Here is an 18222-nt window from a genome sequence, read left to right as displayed (position 1 = left end):
CGGACCGGCCGATCAGGCCGGAGGGGTCCTCACTCGGGGTGCTTGTGCTGGTGGTGCTCGTGCCAGTTCTCCTCGGTGGGATCGTCCGTCTCCGGGGCGTAGTCGGAGTAGGCGGTCTCGAAGTGCTCCGGGTGGGCCTTCTCGGTTCCCAGCTCGGTGGGGTCCATCGGCTCCGGCGCGTAGTCGGAGTAGGCGGTCTCGAAGTGCTCGGGATGGGTGTGCGGCTGCTCCTCGGGGCCTGCCGAGGATCCTTCGCTCGCGACGTTCTCAGCCATGACGTACCTCCGTTGGATGATGTCGACGTTGCCAGTCTGGCAGTCCGTCCGGGTGGCGACAACGGCTTTGACGAGCCGATCCGGTCGGTGGCGGAACGTCGGCCCGATCAGGGGACGTGGACGTTCGGGCCGGGTCGGCGGGCCGGGTCGTCCTCAGGCCGCGGCGCCCGGCCCGGGCCCGATCTCGCCGGCCAGGGCGACCAGCGTGGCGGCCGTGGCGTCGGGTGCCCGGAAGTACTCCGGGTAGCGGGCATGGGTCCGGTTGATCCAGCCTGTCCGGAGCCCTGCACCGGCGGCCCCGTGCAGGTCCCAGGGGTGCACCGCGACCATCATCATCTGCTCGGGACGCACCCCGCAGGCCTCGGCCGCGTACTCGTACGCCGCCTGCGCCGGCTTCCAGACGCCGGCATCCTCCACCGAGAGCACCAGGTCGACCTCGTCCCGCAGTCCCGCCGGGCCGAGGAGCTGCTCGGCCACGTCGGTCGACCCGTTGCTCAGGGTGACCAGCCGGTAGCCGTGCTCCTTGAGGAGCCTCATCCCCGGCGCCACGTCCGGGTGCAGCTTGAGCTCCTTCATGCCAGCCATCACGTACGAGACGGCGGCGTCCAGTCCGCGGTCAAGGTCTGCGCCGGACAGGACGGTCCGCAGCACCTCGGTGCCGATGTCGGCGAAGCGGGCGCTGGCGCCGGCGGCAGCCAGGGCGAACCCCTCGCGCAGCACGGTCGCGAACCACAACCGGGCCAGGTAGCCGGGGGCACAGACCTCCTCGAAGCGGTCGGCCATCAGTGACATGTCGGACAGGGTCTCGTTGACGTCGAAGACGATCACTGACGTGTCGGGGGCCATCGGAACTCCTCCAGGCAGGCGGCGGGGACCGCGGGGCGATTCCGGACATGACCCGGGAGCCCAGCGCGGACGGGCCGGGGCCCGCTCCCCCATCGTCCCCGGCCGCCGGCCGGTACGGCAAGACTCCCAGGGGAGATCCAGCCGACGATCGGCCGATCTGCCTGCCCCGGCCACGAGGACCCGTGGGGCATCATGGTCCGCATGACTCGGTTGCGCAGGGTCTCGCCCCGGATGGCCGGCTGGACGCGGCGGCGTACGGGGAAGGGCTTCACCTACCTCGACGAGCACGGCGAGCGGCTGGATCCCGAGCAAGTCGCCCGGGTCAAGGAGCTGGTGATTCCTCCGGCGTGGACGGACGTGTGGATCTGCCCGTACCCGAACGGGCACCTCCAGGCGGTCGGCACCGACGATGCCGGGCGGCGCCAGTACCTCTACCACCCGGTCTGGCGCCAGAAGCGGGACCGGGCGAAGTTCGAGCGGGTGCTGGCCGCCGCCGAGAAGCTGGCCGCCGCTCGCGACACCGTCGCCGAGGACATCAACCTGCCGGGCATGCCGTTGTCCCGGGCCGATGCCGTCGCGTTCCGGCTGCTCGACCTGGGCTACTTCCGGATCGGCAACGACGCGTACGCCGATGCGCACGGCAGCTTCGGGCTGACCACCCTGCAGCGCGACCACGTCCACCGCCGCGGTGACGTGATGGTCTTCCGGTTCGTCGGGAAGTCGGGCATCGAGCACATCGTGGAGATCGATGACGAGGACGCGATCCGCGCACTGGAGACGATGCGCCGGCGCCGATCCCCCGGCGAACGGCTGATGGCCTACCGCGAGGACGGCCGGTGGCGCGACCTGGATTCGACCGCGGTCAACCGCTACCTGGACGACCTGTTCCAGGGGGAGATCACCGCCAAGGACTTCCGGACCTGGCACGCCACCGTGCTGGCGGCCGCCGCCCTGGCCAGGTCGGAGGAGCCGGGCCGCACCGCGGCCTCCCGGAAGCGGGCCGTCCGCGCCGCGGTGGTCGAGGTCGCCGGGTACCTGGGCAACACTCCGACGGTGGCACGCAGCTCCTACATCGACCCGCGCGTGATCGACCGCTACGAGAGCGGGGTGACGATCGATCCCGACGCGGCCGACCGGCAGTCCGAGGCGGCCGCCCGGCGGGCTTCGCTGGAGGCCCAGACCATTGCACTCCTCCGGGACACCTGAGATCGGCGATCCGTCGGCCGGACCCTGGGCGCGGCGCGGGCCGCTGCGGATCCGTTGCGAAGATGGCCAGGAGCCCACGGATAGTTGCCGTTGCGGCGTCGGACGGGGACAATCCGGCTATGGGTGACACCGCCGCACAGCGTGCTCGGGTGGCCGGGCTCTTCGACCAGCTCGCCCCGGGGTATGACCAGGGTCCGGTGCCGTGGTTCCGGCCGATCGCCGCCCGACTGGTCGACCTGCTCGATCCCCGGGCGGGCGAGTCCGCCCTGGACATCGGGGCGGGGCGCGGAGCGGCGACTTTCCCGCTCTGTGCGGCGGTCGGGAGCGCCGGGAGAGTGGTGGCCGTCGATCTCTCCCCCGCCATGGCCGACCTGCTCCGCGCCGACGCGGACCGCGCCGGTGTGACGAACCTCGACGTCCGGGTCGGCGAGGCCGGTCCGCCCACGGTCGACGACGGTCCGTACGACGTCGTGGCTGCCTCCCTGGTGCTGTTCTTCGACCCCGATCCGGCGCAGACCCTGCGTAGCTGGCTCCGTCAGGTCCGTCCCGGGTCCGGGCGAATCGGGATCAGCACGTTCGGCCCGCAGGATGATGCCTGGCAGCGCGCCGAGGCTGTCCTACTCGCGACCGCTCCACCCGGGATGGCCGATGCGCGGACGTCGGGCACGCAGGGCCCGTTCGCCAGTACCGGCAGCCTGGCGACCTTCTTCGAGGACTGCGGTGCGACCGACGTCGAGAGCCACGATGAGCCCCTCGAGATCACCCTGACCGATGTCCGGGCCTGGCGGGCCTGGACGATGTCGCTGGGCATGCGCCAGTTCTGGGACCTGGTCCCACCCGATGCGCTGCCCGACATCCTCGACCGGGCCGGACGGATCCTGGAGCAGGATCGAGGCGAGGACGGGCTGCTGCACCTGACCCAACAGGTCCGCTACACCACCGCCCGTACCCGCTGATCCGGCACCGCGGCGCGAGGTCGGCACCCACCTGCCCCGACACCGGGCCAACCCGGACCCGCCCCGGGCGGGGGCACCGGGTCACGTCCCGAGGCCGCCGATCGTACGCACGCTGTCGAGGGTGTCGGCCTCCGCGGCCGTCTTGTCCTCGCGATAGCGCAGCACCCGGGCGAACCGCAGCGCTACCCCGCCGGGGTAGCGCGAGGAGCGCTGCACCCCGTCGAAGGCGACCTCCACCACCTGCTCGGGACGCACCTCGACCACGTTGCCGTGCCGCCCGGTCTCGAGCTCCAGGAAGCGCTGCGTCTGCCAGGCGAGCATCTCGTCGGTCATCCCCTTGAAGGTCTTGCCGAGCATCACCAGGGAATCACCGTCGCGCGCCCCGAGATGGATGTTGGAGAGCTTGCCGTGGCGCCGGCCGCTGCCCCACTCCACGGCCAGCACGACCAGGTCCAGGGTGTGCCGCGGCTTGACCTTCCGCCAGGCCGCTCCCCGCCGTCCGGCCGCGTAGGGGGCGGCCAGGTCCTTGACCACGATCCCCTCGTGCCCCCGTGCCAGTACCTCGTCGAAGAAGGCACGGACGTCGGCGGCATCGGCCATCATCCGGCGCGGCACGACCGCGGCTGCGGGGAGGACGGAGTCGAGCAGGGCGAAGCGGTCCCGAGCGGGGAGGTCGACCAGGTCGCGGCCGTCCAGGTGCAGGACGTCGAAGAAGTAGCTGGTCAGGGGCGTGGCCCCGCGCAGGGTCTCGGCGTCCCGGCTCAGCGCGCGGGCCCCGGTCTCCTGGAACGGGCGCGGACGACCGTCGGCGCCCAGCACAAGCGCCTCACCGTCGAGGATGACGCTGCGTACGCCCAGGGTGCCGACCAGTTCGACGATCTCCGGCACGCGCTCGGTGATGTCTTCCAGCGAACGGGTGAGGACCATGACCTCCGCGCCGGCGCGGTGCACCTGGATCCGGACCCCGTCGAGCTTGGCGTCGACCGCCACCTGGGCACCGTCCAGGTCATCGAGGGCCGCGTCGACGTCCGCGGCGGGCGAGGCGAGCATCGGGCGGACCGGGCGCAGCACCTGTAGCCGGAAGTCGACGAGCGCCGCCTCCCCGCCGGCCAGTGCCGCAGCGGCGACGGGACCGGTGTAGGCGCTGTACATCGCGGCCCTGCGCACCGCGGTGATCGGTACGTCCGCCGCCTCCGCGATCGCCTCCAGCAGCAGGGCGTCCAGGGCGCCCTGTCGCAGCTCCCCGGTGACCAGGCGGCGCAGGAAGTCCTGTTCGGGGGCGGTGGCGCGGCCGAACAGCTCGACCACGGCTGCCTCACGCGACTGCCGCGATCCGGGCCCGGACAGCTGCGAGAGCGCCTCCAGGGCGGCGTCGACCTGGAGAGGCGCCAGTGTCGGCTCGTCCGCCGGCTCGGGGACACTGCCCAGGGAGCGCCAGCCCAGCCCCGTCCGTCGTTGCCGGAGCTGTCCGGACAGGAAGGTGGCCACCACATCCGCCTCGTCCGGATCGACGTCGGCCAGGGCCGCTGCCAGCAGGTGTCGCTTCTCCAGCCTCGAGCGGGTCGCGGCGACCGCGGTCGAGGTGCGTACGAGGTCGGCCAGGCGCATGGTCCGATCATCCCGCTCGGGGCGCGGCCCGTCGACCCCGCACGGTGCCCCGACGCTGCTCGTCGCCGGAGGCCCTACTGCACCGGCCCCCGGTCGGAGGCGACGTCGGCGTACTCGATCCCGTCCAGGCCCGCGATCTCCCCCGCCACGGCCCGGATGTCGCTGCGGGGGTCGACGGTCGCGGTGCCCATCCGGCGCAGCGCGGGAACGTCGGAGGCCGGCGCGAGCGGTCGGGCGGCGGTCACTCCCCGGACCCAGCGGATCGTCGCGAAGAGGGAATCGATCTCCTCCTCGGGCACGTCGGGCCCGACCGCGAAGCTGATGACGGGGTCCGGCATGGTGGCTCCTTCGTGGTCAGAGGTTGCGGGCGGCGAAGACCAGTCGGCGCAGGTTCAGCAGCCCGGTGCCGTAGTCCGGGGTCCAGCGGGCCTCGTTCATGGCCGGCAGCCTGGTCGCGGTCACCATCAACAGGTCCCGGACCTCCTGGGGAGAACGCCCGTGCGGGCTGTTGGCCAGCAGCAGCGCCACTGCCGCGGTCACGTGCGGGGCGGCCATCGAGGTGCCGTCCATCGCAGCGTAGTAGGTGTCCCGCGGGAAGGGCACCCCCGGCCGCAGCACGCCGGTGCTCCGGTCGGCGCGGTAGCCGATCTGGCCGGGATAGGTGGGCAGGGTCGACCAGATGCCGGTGCCCGGGGCCACCAGGCTGATGTGGCCGCCGCTGTTCGAGAAGGGGGCGACGGTGTCGGCGGTGTTGGTCGCTCCCACGGCGATCACCCCGGGGATCGCGGCGGGGTACGAGATCGGGCTGCCGTTGCTGCGTTCGTTGCCCATCGCCGCCACCACCGACACGCCGCTGTCGAGCAGCTGCTGGTACAGCGCCGACTCCTGGCGGTCCGGCGGCTGCGGCCCCCCGATGCTGAGGTTGAGCACGTCCACCTTGCCGATGCAGTCGGCCAGTGCCGAGCGGTACATCACGGGATCGACGAGGTACCAGTACACCCCGGCCCGGGCGAAGTAGTCCGGCTGGTCGTCGAAGATCTTCCAGACCTTCACCCCGGCGCGGCAGATCCCCCGGGCACCGACCCGTACCGAGGGAGCGCTGGCCACCGTCCCACTGACGTGCGTCCCGTGCCCCACGACGTCACTGGCCGACACCGTGCCGGTGGACCCGCTCCCACCATGGGTGTACGCCGCCAGCAGGTCCCGCAACGCCGGATGTCCCTCGTCGACGCCGGTGTCGAGGACGCCGACGCGGATGTCCCGTGCATCGTCGATCCCCTGCGCCTCGACCTGCGGCAGGCCGATCCTCACCAGGTTCCAGGGATCGCTCGCCGGCGGGACGCCGGTGGCCATCATGCCCGGCTGGTCGGCCATCGGGCCCGGCATCGCCACGTAGCGTGCGGGGACCCGGTCGGCGTACTCGACCTGCGCGTCGGCCACCAGATCTGCCAGCAGGTCGTCGACGTCGACCCCCGGCGTGAGGGTGACGATGGTGGCAGCCCCGGGGTCGTCCTCCCCTGCCTGGGCCGCCATGGCCGACAACGCCGACCAGGCCCGGGGCGCACCGGCTGAGGCTGCGCCGCTCGACCCGCCGACCGGGTCGACGGCGACGACACCCCCGTCCTTCTCCAGCCGGGCCAGCCGGGCCAGGCCGCCGCCCCCGACGGCCTCCACCAGGGGCACGTCGTTGGCGAAGGCGGCGGCCAGCCCTCCCCCGCCGGGGACCGAGGCGGTCCTGAGCACGATGGTCCGGGGGTGCAGTGGGGGCAGCAGTCCCAAGGTCATGAAGTCGGGCATGGCGTTCCTCCGATGTCGGTGCGCGTACGGGACGGCGTGTGGGCGAGGGTATGGATGCTGGTGGCCCAGCCGGCCGGGTCCGGGAGGAGGACCGAGGGGATGCCGGGGACGGCTGCTCGCAGGAAGTGGTGGCCGATCCCCGCCAGGCCGAGCAGCAGTCCTGGCACCTCCAGGTCCGGGACCGGCACCCCACAGGGCCAGGGGGCCGAGCCGATGACGTGTCGGCGGTGCCCGACCAGCGCGATCCGGTCGACCAGCCTCCGCGCCTTCCCGGCCTCTTCGGGCGGCATGGTCCGCAGTCCGTCGAGCAGTGCGTCGGCATTGCCGGCCAGGCCGTGGCAGAGGCTGAAGCCGAGCGATCCGGTCAGCAGGGCCGCGGAGGTGTCGCGGACGGTGGTTCCCAGTGCCACGGTCGCCTCCTCCCGCAGGGCGGCCTCCCCGAGCACCTCCGCTGCCCGGATCCGGGTCAGCGCCAGCCCGGGTGCTCCGTGGCACCACTGGCTGCGGAAGACGGCCGCCGAGTTCCTGCGCGTCCGGCGCGGCTGGTCGCGCAGGTCGGCCCAGTTGCCCTCGTCGGTGTCGAACCAGCTGCGCTCGTACGCGAAGGCGCCGCGGGCAGCATCTGCGTAGCGCTCGTCCCCGGTGGCGACGGCGAGTTCGACCAGGGCGGCCCCGACGCCTCCCGCGCCGTGCGAGAGGCCGGTGAGGTCGGGTGAGGTGAGTCGGCCGGGCGGTGGCCACGAGAGGCCGTGCCGACCGGGCCGAGCGGTGCGCAGCAGGTGATCGCCGTACGTGGTGGCCAGCCCCACCCAACGGGGCTCATCCACCAGTTCCGCAATGGTCAGCAGCGCCAGGACGGTGCCGGCCGACCCGGAGAGCACGTCGGTGTGGGTGTTCTCGGCCAGTGTCCCGAGCGAGGCGAGGGCGTCCCGGACCAGGGCGTCGTCGCGCAGCAGCAGGCCGGTCGTCACCGCCGCCATCGCCCGGCCGGCGGTCCCGGTATAGAGGCCCGGGCCGGCCGGTTCGCGGTCGGGATCCAGCGACTGCCGGGCGGCCGCCCGGGCGGTCTCGCGAGCGCCGGAGGATTCGATCACGGTGCCGAGCAGGGCGAGGAACAGGGCGATCCCCGAGCTGCCGTCGTACAGCGATCGTCCGACCGCCCCATGCGCCAGGGTGGGGCGACCCTGGTCATCGGTGGTCGGGACGACGCCGAGCCAGGTGCACCGGTCCTGGTGCCAGGTCGCGGACGCGACCAGTCGCTCCCCGAGCGCGGCCGCCAGTGCCAGGGGTGCGGGGGCCGGGTCCGGCGCCGCGTCGGCGACGGCGTCCATCCCCACGCCTCCGGCCCCGGGACCGGTTGCCGATCGCCCGACGCTGATGGGCATTCCCCTCCCGCCAACGGGCACCAGGCAGTCATATCGGGAGTCGTCGGAACCGGGGTTGAGGTGCGGCCGTTCCACCTGGAGCCCCGCCTCCTGCCAGACCTGCAGGAGGTGGCCGAGGCGTTCGTGGTGGGAGTGTGCGCCACGCTCCGCGGCGGCGATCAGTCCCTCGGCGACCAGGCCGCAGCGGTGCTGGCCGAAGCTGTCCGACACCTCGGGTTCCTCCGCCAGCCCGATGCCAGGCGCCAGGCGCCGGGTGAAGAGGGGAGTGGTGTCGCGCAGGACGGGGGCCAGGTCGGCGAACACGCGCGCCAGGTGCGGGCCCACGGTGGGCAGGTAGTCCTGGCCCAGGTAGAGCACGGCGCTGTCCGCTCGGCGGTAGTGCGACGGTTCGCTGAGCATCTTGAGCCGGAAGGGCACCTGGCGGGTGTTGAGCTCGCCGGTGAGGGCCGCCATCGCCGGCGGGGCCCCCGCGGGGGTCAGTGCCAGGTAGACCCGGACCACCGGTTGCGTCGCCAGGGCGGAGGTGGGGGCATCGCTGAAGGCACTGAAGTAGCCCGGGGAGAGCTCACGCGAGCCGGTCGGCATCCGGACCCGGACGCTGTCGCCGATCCGGATCTCGCGGCCCGGGGCGGGGCGGAGGTCGGAGCGGGCCACCCAGAGCACCAGGTCGCCGGAGTCGATGCCGTAGCTGTCCTCGTCGACGTCGACGACCGTCCATCCCGGCTCCCAGCAGCCCGCCGCGGTGTTCGCCCGGGCGAGGGCGTCGGCCAGTCCCTGGTCCGGCGCGGCGGACAGGACGTCCTCCGGGGCGGACGAGGCACGGGCCCCGCCGAGGCAGTACGCGTCCTGGTAGAGCCGCTCCTGGATCGCCGACCTCAGGTAGCGGCGCAGGTCCTCGGGTGGGAGGCCGCGCAGGCTCGGGGGGACGGCTGTCCGGGGGGTCCCGAACCAGGTGTAGCCGCGAGGCGGTCGGACCTGGCAGGCATGGATGACGGCGTCGAAAGGGGTGGCGTGGTCGGTCATGCCAGTGCCTCCGGGATGAGGATGAGTCGGGAACCCTCGTCCGGGCGCGCCATCAGGTTGCTGCCCACCTGGAGCTGGCAGAGCGAGGCGACGGTCCAGCGAGGCGTGTTCTGGACCTGCTCGATGGCGGACTGGACCAGCTTCAGGCCGGCGAACCGGGTCGTACGCCGGAGCAGCTCCTCCCCTGCAGCGGTGCTGAGCCTCGCACTCTCCCGGTAGGCCCGCCACAGGGCCGCCATCGCCGGTTGCAGGGTGGTCAGCGGTCGCCGGGCCAGGTGCAGGGCCTGCTCCGGTGGGGTGCTGCCGGTGCTCGGGATCGAGAGCAACCATTGGCTGAGGTAGTCGGCGAGCACCCCGCCGACGTCCCAGGCGGGGTCGCCCACCGCCGCGGTCTCCCAGTCGATCAGCGTGGTGGCCCTCCCGCCTCGGCCGACCAGGACGTTGTCCCACCGGGCGTCGTGGTGGATCAGTGCGTCCGCCCGCCAGCCGGCCCGCAGGTCCTCCAACTGGGCGACGACCTCGGCGTGGGACTGGATCAACCGGACGAGCTCGATGCTGGCAGCGCTGAAGTCGCGCAGGAGGGCGAGCCCCGGGCGATGCGCCGTCAGTACGCCCGGCTCACCGTCCCCCAGCCGTGCGGCGGCGGTCGAGGGCGGGACGAGCGCATGCAGGCCGGCCAGTGCCGCGCCCAGCGCCGCGGCCGCCCTCAGTGGTACGGTCCGTCGCCCGGTGTCGTGCCGGCGCAGGTCCACGGTGTCGGCCAGCAGCTCGATGACCAGCACGTCCTGGTCCGGGTCGTAGCCGACGAAGCGGGGCGCGTGGGGATAGGGCGGATGGCCGACCTCCGGTCCGTTCAGCAGGCCGTAGACCTCCGCCTCACGGCGTACGGCACTGAAGCCTGCGCGCAGCGTGCCCTGCTTGACGAACAGCGATGGACCGTCACTTCGCAGCACCTTGAAGTTCCGGTTGCGCCGGGAGGCGTCGAACACGCGTACGTCGCCCGACACCACGCTCGCCGCGCCCAGCAACTTCCGGTCGCGCAGGTAGGGGATCACTTCGGTCATGGACAGCACGGCAGGTCCTTTTCGGGTCGAACGGTTCAGGTTTCGGGAGGGCGGTTGTGCCGGGTCACCGATTCCGCCGGTACCGTCGACCGTCGCGTCGGGGGGAGACGCGACGGTCGACGGCGTCGTGGGGGCTGCGGCTCAGCAGAGGCAGGAGAGGGAGGTCGGGTTGCACATGAACCGGCTCTTGCACCAGAAGACCGAGTCGTAGTTGGTCGGCGACCAGCCACCCCCGCCACCACAGCTGAAGATGGACAGGAACTGGGGCGCCGCGCCCTCCCCGCCGGCGGCACCGCCGGGAGTGGCGTCCTTGAGGGCGTTGCCCATCAGGGCGCCCTGGAGGAAGGCCTGGATGAGGGCTGCCTGGCCCTCGGTCCTGGCGGTATCGGACTGCTGCTGAGCGGATGGGGAATCCTGCTTGCCGCTGGCGGCCTCGAGGGCGTTGAGCCGCGCTTCGAGTTCCTGGAGACGCTGGGCGTCACTGCTTTCGGGCATGTCGACCTCCGGTCGTGGTGCGAGGGGCACCTCCCCTCGCCTGTGCTCCAGCTCACTCCCCGCCCCGTCAGCCGGGCATCCACGGATCATCACGACACCGTCATCGGCCCGTCAGGGACTCGTCAGGGGCTCGTCAGTGCGGTGGTCCGCTGTAGCCGAAAGGTCATGACGGCGGGCGTCGGCGGCGGCCTAGAGTTCGAGGAGTCGAGACCCGGCTCTCGTCCTCACCTTTTTCAGCACCTCTCCTTCCCCACCACACGGCTCTTTCCCCACCACGTCACGCCGGCGCCACCTGCGCCCCGTGCGGCCCGGCACCGGGCCGCACGCCCGTCGAAGACCGAGATCACCCGTCCGCGGGAGAACCAGCATGAGAAGCACCCTTCCGACAGCACAGTCGGCCACCGCCACCCCCACCGCTACGCCGAGGCCGCCGCGAGAGCAGGAGCACGAGCAGCGGCCGGGTCTACTTCGCCTGCACGTCCTGCAGACCTTCGACCTGCAGCTGGACGGCCAGAGCATCCCGCTCCCCGGGGTGTGCGAACGTCTGCTGGCCTACCTGGCTGTCATCGGCCCGACCCACCGCAACGTCCTGTGCGGCAACCTCTGGCCGGAGAACACCGAGAAGTGCGCCCGGGCCTCACTGCGTACGGCCCTGTGGACCCTGACCCACACCTGCCCCGACTGCCTCTCGGTCACCCGGGGCAGCGCTCGGCTGGCTCCCGACGTCGAGGTCGACCTCGATCGCTTCCGACGCCTGGCCTGGACCCTCATGGGTGGCGACCCGCAGCCGGCTGCGTACGGCACCGGGGAACAGTTGTTGCGGGCCTGCACGGGGGCCGAGCTCCTGCCCGGCTGGTACGACGACTGGCTCGATGATCCGCGTGAGCGGGTCCGCCTGCTGCGGCTGCATGCCCTGGAGGCCCTGTGCGCGAGCCTGAACGATCGGGGCCAGCACGGTCTCGCCCTGCAGGTGGCCCTCGAGGTCGCACGGATGGAACCGCTGCGCGAGAGTGCCGCGGCAGCGGTGATCGCCACCCACCTGAGGGCGGGCAACGCGGTCGAGGCCCGCCGGTTCCACGCATCCTTCAGTGCGCGCCTGTGGGACGAGCTGGGAGTGACCCCCTCCGAGGAGCTGTGGGCCATGCTCCCGCCCGGGGCGGCTCGTCGGCTAGGGCCCCCGGAAGGAGGGCGACGTGCTCACGCTCAGCGCGCTTGACCAGCTGCCGGTGTTCCGTGACCTGGATGCCCCGACGGCTGTCCGGGAGAGTGTCACCCTCGCCGTGGCCCTGGAGGGCCTGGGCTACCACCGGTTCTGGGTGGCCGAGCACCATGGCGACCCGTCCCGGGCATGCGCCGCCCCGGACGTGCTGGCCGCCTCCATCGCTGCCCGTACGACGACGCTGCGCGTCGGGACCGGCTGCACCCTGCTCCCCTACACCAGCCCGCTACGAACGGCCGAGGCCCATCGCCTGCTGGCGGCGCTCGCCCCCGGGCGGATCGACCTCGGGATCGGCCGGGGCCAGGGCACCGCCGCGGCCACGGCAGCGCTCCTCCCCGCGTACGGCACCACCACCGAGGCGTACGAGTCACAGGTCGCCGAGTTGCTGCAACTGCTGGGACACGCGGCCGGATCGGGAGCCCCGATGGCCGTGCCGCTGGGTGCGAGCCCGCCCGAACCGTGGCTGATGGGTTCCTCCAGCGGGGGCGCGCGGACCGCCGCCTCCTTCGGGCTGCCCTTCGCCTTCGCCCAGTTCGCCCACCCGTCGCCGCGGCCCGACATCGTCGAGGAGTACCGGTCGGCCTTCCGCCCGGGTCCCTTCGGCTCCGATCCCCAGGTGGTCATCGCCGTCCGGATCAGCTGCGCCCCGACCAGGGTCGAGGCAGAGGAACTCGCCGCCGCGGTCTGGTGGCCGATCCAGGGCCGCGAATCCGGGCCCACCTCCGAGGGCTGGCCCCATGACACCTACCCGTCCCGGACCGACCTCGCCGGCCACCGTCGCTCCCCCGAGGAGCGGGCCTGTGCAGAGTCCATGCCCTGGGCGACGGTGACCGGGGACCCTGGCGGGGTCATGGCTCGCCTGACCGAACTGGCCGATGTCTACGGCGCGGACGAACTCGTCCTCACCACGACCTGTCCGGGGCTCGCCGAGCGGATCCGGATGTACGAGTTGGTGGCCGGCGCGAACCGCCGGCCAGCATAAATATTGACTCTTCAACTAGCTTGCGGTCTGATGGAGTCATGACAACCGACCCGCACGCCTCCTTCGAGCTCGGCCTGTTCACCTTCGGTGAGCTCACGCGCGATCCCGGCACCGGACACCTGCTGCCGGCCGCCCGGAGGCTCCGCGAGTTCGTCGACCTGGCCGTGCTGGCCGATTCGGCCGGACTGGATGTCTTCGGGGTCGGCGAGCACCACCGGCCCGACTTCGCGATCGCCTCTCCCCCGGTGGTGCTGGCGGCGATCGCCCAGGCGACCGAGCGGATCCGGCTGACCAGCACCGTCACGGTCCTGTCGACCGCCGACCCGGTGAAGGTCTTCGAGGACTTCGCCACCGTCGACCTGCTCTCGCAGGGCCGGGCGGAGATCACCGCCGGACGTGGCGCGTACGTCGAGTCCTTCCCGCTCTTCGGCAACCGGCTGGAGGACTACGACGCCCTCTTCGACGAGAAGCTCGAGCTGCTGCTGGACATCAACGCCTCCCCCGAGGTGACCTGGCAGGGCAGGTTCCGGCCGGCGCTCGACAATGCCGGGATCTACCCCCGCCCGGTGCAGGAGCAGCTGCCGGTCTGGATCGCCGTCGGCGGGACCCCTGCCAGCGTCGTCCGGGCCGGTCGCCTCGGGCTGCCGATGTACCTGGCGATCCTCGGCCAGCCCGAGCGCTTCGTCCCGCTGGCCGACCTGTACCGGCGGACCGCGGCGGAGCACGGCCACGCGCCGGGGTCACTGACCCTCGGGGTCACCAGCCACGTCCACGTGGCCCGTACGTCCCAGCAGGCCCGCGACGACTTCTACCCCTACTACAGCCGCTACATCGGCGAGAACATGCCGGGCGCGCACGGTGCGCCGCTGCCGCGCGACGCCTTCGAGGCCTGGGCCGGCCCCCGCGGGGCGCTGTTCGCCGGCAGCCCGCAGCAGGTGGTCGAGAAGATCCTCTGGGAAGCGGAGCTGCTGGGACACCGCCGCTTCCTGGCCCAGATCGGCCTGGGCGGGCTCCCGTTCGCCATGACCGCCGATGCCGTCGAACTGCTGGCCACCGAGGTCTTGCCCGTGGTGCGCCGGGAGCTGGACACCGCGCGCTGACGAGCCGGCCCCGGCCTGCTGGGCTGGCCTACTGGGGCAGTGGAATCTCCCCGTGTCCGACGTCGCAGCCCCCGTCGTGCATCAGCCCCGCCCCGGGTGCGACCCGGTAGCCGGGGCGGGCATCGATCACCACCACGTGCATTCCCGTGGCCGAGCGAGCACAGTCCTTGACGGTGGCGCGCGGCAGGTCATGTCCGTCCAGCCAGACGTCGATCCATCCGGTGGCCCCCTGCGGAGCCGGGTTGGTCGGCGTGTCCAGCCGGTGGCAGGGACCGTTCTGGGGCGAGGGCCCGTCCCCGCAGGTGTCCTCCACGATGAAGTACCGCTGCGCGAACGGGAGGTAGAAGCGGGTGCCCGCCGGGTGGTCCAGGACGTGCGCATCGGGCAGCCGTTGGTGGCCGACCGCGACGGTCACCGGATCGTCGTAGGTACCCGTCCCGCCTGCCTCCTTGTGCAGCACCGGGTGCGAGATCCGCGCTCCGGTCGGGGTGTTGTCATACCAGCTGTACGCGGTCACGTACATGGTCGAGGTGAGCGTCTCGCCCTCGTGCAGGGCTGAGGGCGAGGGCTGCGGGGTACCCGGGACCGCGCACCCCCCTGTCCCGACCGCACCGAGGAGTGCCGCCAGCGCGACGCGCCTGCGCCCCCGTCGACCCCGAGAACTCATCCGCTATCCCTCATTCCGATGGTTGCGTACTGCGCTGCAGCGCCCGACGTGCCAGGAAGGCCTCCGCCGCGCCGAGGACGACCACCGGAACGGCGGTGCAGACGAGCGCCAGGGCGACATCGACACCGGGACCTCCGCCCGGGTCGAGACCGACCCGCATCGCCAGCAGCGATCGGGCGGTCATCACCACCGTCGCCGACCAGCCCAGCCACAGGTAGACCGTAACCAGCCGGCGCGCGATCAGTCCGCTGATGCGCACACTTTGCGCTCGACTCGCCTCCGCCGCTCGGATCCGCAGGACCACCAGGACCAGGCCGGTCCCGATCAGGGCGGCGGCGATCGGGGTGCGGGTGACGTCGGCGCCAAGCACCGGGTCGCGATGGAACTGCGTCCAGCCCATCCCTGCGGCGACCAGCAGGGAGGCACCGGCGGCTACCTTCCAGGCCCGGACCGCGCCCAGGGTCCCCTCCTGCCGCGCCACCCCGAGGAACCACGCCGTGCCGTACGTGACCAGGGCGGACACCGCCGGGGCCGCAACCATCTCGACGTGCATCAATCCGGTGGACATGACCAGGAGCACGACCAGCGGAACGGCCCCGACCACCCGCGGCCAGTGGCGGAACAGCCACACCAGAGGGGCGGAGCACACGGAGAGCACGAGCATCGCGGCCAGCACCGCGGCCCTCGCCACGCCGTCGATCGACGGATCGGCCAGGTCCTCCAGCCGCGGCACGACGACCAGGCCCATGGCTTGCCGAAGGGGCAGTGCCACGCCGACCAGCAGGATCGGGGGCGCGAGGATCCTAGCCAGGATCGCGGTCGTGGCCCTCACCGGTGCCCCCTCGTGCCGCCGCAGGACCCGCGAGGTCCAGGCCCCGAGCCCCGCGACGACCAGGGCGGTGCCGGGCACGACCACCGGGAGCCAGGCCTGCTCGGTGTAGATGGTCGGCACGATCGTCGTCAGCACGGCCAGACCGACCACGATGGCCAGGTAGCGGTCGTCGGGGTGGCGGTCGTCGCGTCCGTGGCTGCATCGCGGTCGCCCTCGAGCCGGGCGGCCCGGTCGCTGCACGCCGGTGACCTGTCGCCGGGGGGTGGGAAGGGGATCTGCCACCCGTTCCTCCGCCGCCGACCCCCATCGCCCCATGGCCCCGGCGGGCGCGGTCACGATGTCCCTTCCGGCTCGGCCCGGTACGCCCGGGCCGGGACGGGCTCGACGCGCTGGGAGGCGGTCAGGGCGTGGGCATCCATGGAGCCGGTACGGGCCAGCTTGTTCCATCCCGCCTTCACGCCCTTGATCGCCAGCAGGATCGACGAGTAGAGCAGGTAGGCGCGCAACGGCTCGTACAGCAATCGATAGACGGGGACGACCACCAGGTTGTCCAGGTCCTCCCGCATCAGCCGGACGGCCACGAGCGCGACCAGTGCGTGGACCGCGACGAAGGACCCGAAGTAGAGCGCCAGCATCGGCAGGGCGCCGTTCTCCAGCGCCGCGAAGGTCATCAACGCCATGAACGGGAGGAAGAGGACGGGCACCACGATGGAGAGCACGTAGTTGGGCATCACCCACATTCCCAGCCACCCGTACCGTGGTCGCAGCACCATCCCGCGGTGCTTCCACATGGCCTGCAACGTGCCGTACGTCCAGCGCGTCCGCTGTGCCAGCAGGTCGTCAGCGGTCTCCGGGGCCTCCGTGTAGGCCAGCGCGTCGTCGTCCTGGCTGACCCGCCAGCCGCGTCGGTGCAGCATCAGGGCCAGGTCACAGTCCTCCGCGAGGGTGTCCTCGGAGTACCCGCCGGCGTCGAGGATCGCCTCCCGCCGCCAGGCCGCGCAGGCACCCGGGACGATGGAGATCGCGCCGAGGGCGTCTTGGGCGGAGCGGTCGATGCCGATCTGGGTGATGTACTCCAGGGCCTGCCAGCGGGTGAGGAGGTTGCGGCGGCGGTTGCCGACCCGCACGACCCCGGCCACTGCGCCGAGACGTCCCGAGGTGTCCGTGGCGAATTGCCGGACCAGGCTGGTGATCGTCGCCGGGGTGACGATCGTGTCCGCATCCAGCGTCACCACGACGTCCCCCCGCGACTGTCGGACGCCGTTGTTCAGCGCGCCGGACTTGCCGGAGTTGTCCTGCTTGAGCAGTCGCACCCGATGGTCCGTGGCTGCCACGGACAGGACCTCCTCGGACGTCCTGTCCGCCGACCCGTCGTCGACCACCAGCACCTCGAGCAGCGGGTGGTCCGAGGCGAGGACGGAACGAAGTGTCCGCGCGATCACCGGCTCCTCGTTGTAGGCGGCCAGGACCACCGAGACGCGCGGGCCCATGTCATCGGGCGCTGGCCAGACGGCCCGGGACCGGTGGGCGCGACGCACCAGGGCCAGGCCGAGGTTGGTCACCGAGACCAGCACCACCGACACGATGGCGAACCAGAAGAGTCCGGCCAGGGTGACCCGGGGCAGCGCGAACATCGCCTGGCCCAGGGCGAGCGTCAGCCGGTCCCACCCGGTGACGACGACCGGCTGGTTCCCGTCGGCGAGGGCCGGCTGGACCTGCGGCATGGACGTGAACGTGTAGCCCTGCGCCTGCGCCGCACTGATCAGCCGCTCGACGTAGCGGACGGTCTCGCGGCGGTCACCCCCGCCGTCGTGCAGCAGCACCGTGAGATGCGGTTCCGAGCCGTCCAGCGGCGGCAGCTTGATGTCGGCGGCAGTCTGCCCGGCCCTGGACTCGACGAACCAGTCCAGCGAGTCGAAGTCGTACGAGGCGTGCCGGTACCCGAGGATGTCGGCCCGGGCCAGGCCGTTCACGGTGGCCTGCTGGTCGGTGGGATCCGGGGAGTCGTACGGCATCCGCCAGTAGGTGGCGTCGTGCCCGGTGGCGGCGCGGATCATCCGCTGGGTCGAGACGAGCTCCCACTGCGCCAGCCAGTCGGGTTGGTGCGCGATGTCGGGGTGGGTCAGGGTGTGGATGCCGATACCGTGGCCCTCGCGCGACATCCGCTCGACGATGGCGGGATTCCCTGCGACCTGGCGGCCTACGACGAAGAAGGTCGCCGGCACGTGGTGGCGGCTGAGCACGTCGAGCAACTGGGGGGTCACGACCGGATCGGGGCCGTCGTCGAAGGTCAGGGAGATGGTCCGTCCCTCAGTGGCGGGATACCCGTACCGCCAGATAACGAAGCCCGACTTCAAGGCAGCGGCGGCCTCACTCCCGGAGAACGTCACGATCCGTTGCCCGCTCCGGACATCGGTCCCCACGACCTCCGACCCCACCCTGCGCACCCGCAGCAGCCGGTCCATCGGCCCCGTCCCCAGGACCGCGACCGCGTCCCCCAGCTCGGCGTCCGAGATGGGCGAGACCAGCGCAAGGCTTCCGGGGAGGGGTGAGCGGTACAGGTTCGGCGCGGCGTACGCGACCAGCGCGGCGACCAGCAGGAGCAGCACAGCGACTACGCGGCGAACCCGCCTCCACCGGCGTCCGGTCGCATCCGCGAACACCGGTCCGCTCCGCTCGTACTGGCGCGCGACCGTGCGCACCGCCTCCTGGCTCTTGTCGAACACCGAGTCACCCCCAGGTGTCGGTCACACTCGAAGGGGTGTCC

Annotated in this window: 16 protein-coding genes; 5 read left to right on the top strand and 11 right to left on the bottom strand. The window is 72.3% G+C overall.

Annotation, left to right across the window (positions count from 1 at the left end; genetic code table 11):
* Positions 1-29 precede the first annotated feature (29 nt).
* Together GA0111570_RS12550 and GA0111570_RS12545 are read right to left on the bottom strand one after the other, a co-directional pair.
* Complete coding sequence (locus tag GA0111570_RS12550) at positions 30-275, bottom strand: hypothetical protein (protein ID WP_092611742.1); 246 nt, start codon at positions 273-275, stop codon at positions 30-32.
* 153 nt (positions 276-428) lie between these two features.
* Positions 429-1121, bottom strand: a complete 693-nt coding sequence (locus GA0111570_RS12545; protein ID WP_092611739.1) for a haloacid dehalogenase type II — start codon at positions 1119-1121, stop codon at positions 429-431.
* Between the two features lie 201 nt (positions 1122-1322).
* Between GA0111570_RS12545 and GA0111570_RS12540 the strand changes: the two genes are divergently transcribed.
* Together GA0111570_RS12540 and GA0111570_RS12535 are read left to right on the top strand one after the other, a co-directional pair.
* Entirely contained in the window at positions 1323-2327 is a 1005-nt protein-coding gene (locus tag GA0111570_RS12540; RefSeq protein WP_092611872.1) for a DNA topoisomerase IB, read from the top strand.
* 119 nt (positions 2328-2446) lie between these two features.
* Complete coding sequence (locus GA0111570_RS12535) at positions 2447-3283, top strand: class I SAM-dependent methyltransferase (RefSeq protein ID WP_175557479.1); 837 nt, start codon at positions 2447-2449, stop codon at positions 3281-3283.
* 81 nt (positions 3284-3364) lie between these two features.
* Here the strand turns inward: GA0111570_RS12535 and GA0111570_RS12530 are convergent, their stop codons facing one another.
* The 6 genes from GA0111570_RS12530 to GA0111570_RS12505 form a co-directional block, all read right to left on the bottom strand.
* The gene (locus tag GA0111570_RS12530; protein WP_092611715.1) at positions 3365-4891 is read right to left on the bottom strand and encodes an ATP-dependent DNA ligase; all 1527 of its coding nucleotides are present in this window, start codon (positions 4889-4891) and stop codon (positions 3365-3367) included.
* Between the two features lie 74 nt (positions 4892-4965).
* Positions 4966-5229 (bottom strand): hypothetical protein, encoded by a 264-nt coding sequence (locus tag GA0111570_RS12525; RefSeq protein WP_092611711.1) that lies wholly within the window; start codon positions 5227-5229, stop codon positions 4966-4968.
* Between the two features lie 16 nt (positions 5230-5245).
* Positions 5246-6688, bottom strand: a complete 1443-nt coding sequence (locus GA0111570_RS12520; RefSeq protein WP_217634150.1) for a S8 family peptidase — start codon at positions 6686-6688, stop codon at positions 5246-5248.
* Positions 6673-9096 carry a lanthionine synthetase LanC family protein gene (locus GA0111570_RS12515; protein ID WP_139283243.1) on the bottom strand — a complete coding sequence of 808 codons (2424 nt, stop codon included), beginning with the start codon at positions 9094-9096 and terminating at the stop codon, positions 6673-6675. The genes GA0111570_RS12520 and GA0111570_RS12515 overlap by 16 nt, the downstream gene beginning before the upstream one ends.
* Positions 9093-10160: a phosphotransferase gene (locus GA0111570_RS12510; protein ID WP_139283242.1), complete on the bottom strand. Its 1068-nt coding sequence runs from the start codon at positions 10158-10160 to the stop codon at positions 9093-9095. Before GA0111570_RS12510 ends, GA0111570_RS12515 begins: the two co-directional genes overlap by 4 nt.
* Positions 10161-10301: 141 nt before the next feature.
* On the bottom strand, positions 10302-10655 hold the full coding sequence (locus GA0111570_RS12505) for a hypothetical protein (protein WP_092611702.1): 354 nt from the start codon (positions 10653-10655) through the stop codon (positions 10302-10304).
* Positions 10656-11022: 367 nt separating this feature from the next.
* On the opposite strand from GA0111570_RS12505, the gene GA0111570_RS12500 reads away from it, so the two are divergent.
* Genes GA0111570_RS12500 through GA0111570_RS12490 form a run of 3 tightly spaced genes read left to right on the top strand, consistent with a single transcriptional unit; the run spans position 11023 to position 13956 of the window.
* Positions 11023-11871, top strand: a complete 849-nt coding sequence (locus tag GA0111570_RS12500; protein ID WP_092611699.1) for an AfsR/SARP family transcriptional regulator — start codon at positions 11023-11025, stop codon at positions 11869-11871.
* A complete protein-coding gene (locus tag GA0111570_RS12495; protein WP_092611696.1) occupies positions 11849-12856 on the top strand; it encodes an MsnO8 family LLM class oxidoreductase in 1008 nt (335 codons plus the stop codon). The genes GA0111570_RS12500 and GA0111570_RS12495 overlap by 23 nt, the downstream gene beginning before the upstream one ends.
* 38 nt (positions 12857-12894) lie before the next feature.
* Positions 12895-13956, top strand: a complete 1062-nt coding sequence (locus GA0111570_RS12490) for an LLM class flavin-dependent oxidoreductase (protein ID WP_092611693.1) — start codon at positions 12895-12897, stop codon at positions 13954-13956.
* A gap of 28 nt (positions 13957-13984) precedes the next feature.
* Here the strand turns inward: GA0111570_RS12490 and GA0111570_RS12485 are convergent, their stop codons facing one another.
* The 3 genes from GA0111570_RS12485 to GA0111570_RS12475 are packed head-to-tail and all read right to left on the bottom strand — an operon-like array spanning position 13985 to position 18181.
* The gene (locus tag GA0111570_RS12485) at positions 13985-14623 is read right to left on the bottom strand and encodes a hypothetical protein (protein ID WP_175557478.1); all 639 of its coding nucleotides are present in this window, start codon (positions 14621-14623) and stop codon (positions 13985-13987) included.
* A gap of 10 nt (positions 14624-14633) precedes the next feature.
* Entirely contained in the window at positions 14634-15737 is a 1104-nt protein-coding gene (locus tag GA0111570_RS12480) for a hypothetical protein (RefSeq protein WP_139283241.1), read from the bottom strand.
* Between the two features lie 50 nt (positions 15738-15787).
* On the bottom strand, positions 15788-18181 hold the full coding sequence (locus GA0111570_RS12475; protein ID WP_139283240.1) for a bifunctional polysaccharide deacetylase/glycosyltransferase family 2 protein: 2394 nt from the start codon (positions 18179-18181) through the stop codon (positions 15788-15790).
* Between the last annotated feature and the right edge of the window lie 41 nt (positions 18182-18222).

Origin of the sequence: Raineyella antarctica, from assembly GCF_900092135.1 — a bacterium.
GTDB lineage: Bacteria > Actinomycetota > Actinomycetes > Propionibacteriales > Propionibacteriaceae > Raineyella > Raineyella antarctica.
This window is presented reverse-complemented; position numbering and strand designations above follow the sequence as displayed.

Bases quoted from the DNA above. Each gene is read 5' to 3' on its own strand.
- GA0111570_RS12515 (WP_139283243.1), bottom strand. From the start codon at position 9,096: ATGACCGACCACGCCACCCCTTTCGACGCCGTCATCCATGCCTGCCAG.
- GA0111570_RS12530 (WP_092611715.1), bottom strand. From the start codon at position 4,891: ATGCGCCTGGCCGACCTCGTACGCACCTCGACCGCGGTCGCCGCGACC.
- GA0111570_RS12485 (WP_175557478.1), bottom strand. From the start codon at position 14,623: ATGAGTTCTCGGGGTCGACGGGGGCGCAGGCGCGTCGCGCTGGCGGCA.
- GA0111570_RS12540 (WP_092611872.1), top strand. From the start codon at position 1,323: ATGACTCGGTTGCGCAGGGTCTCGCCCCGGATGGCCGGCTGGACGCGG.
- GA0111570_RS12500 (WP_092611699.1), top strand. From the start codon at position 11,023: ATGAGAAGCACCCTTCCGACAGCACAGTCGGCCACCGCCACCCCCACC.
- GA0111570_RS12505 (WP_092611702.1), bottom strand. From the start codon at position 10,655: ATGCCCGAAAGCAGTGACGCCCAGCGTCTCCAGGAACTCGAAGCGCGG.
- GA0111570_RS12520 (WP_217634150.1), bottom strand. From the start codon at position 6,688: ATGCCCGACTTCATGACCTTGGGACTGCTGCCCCCACTGCACCCCCGG.
- GA0111570_RS12490 (WP_092611693.1), top strand. From the start codon at position 12,895: ATGACAACCGACCCGCACGCCTCCTTCGAGCTCGGCCTGTTCACCTTC.
- GA0111570_RS12545 (WP_092611739.1), bottom strand. From the start codon at position 1,121: ATGGCCCCCGACACGTCAGTGATCGTCTTCGACGTCAACGAGACCCTG.
- GA0111570_RS12535 (WP_175557479.1), top strand. From the start codon at position 2,447: ATGGGTGACACCGCCGCACAGCGTGCTCGGGTGGCCGGGCTCTTCGAC.
- GA0111570_RS12510 (WP_139283242.1), bottom strand. From the start codon at position 10,160: ATGACCGAAGTGATCCCCTACCTGCGCGACCGGAAGTTGCTGGGCGCG.
- GA0111570_RS12525 (WP_092611711.1), bottom strand. From the start codon at position 5,229: ATGCCGGACCCCGTCATCAGCTTCGCGGTCGGGCCCGACGTGCCCGAG.
- GA0111570_RS12550 (WP_092611742.1), bottom strand. From the start codon at position 275: ATGGCTGAGAACGTCGCGAGCGAAGGATCCTCGGCAGGCCCCGAGGAG.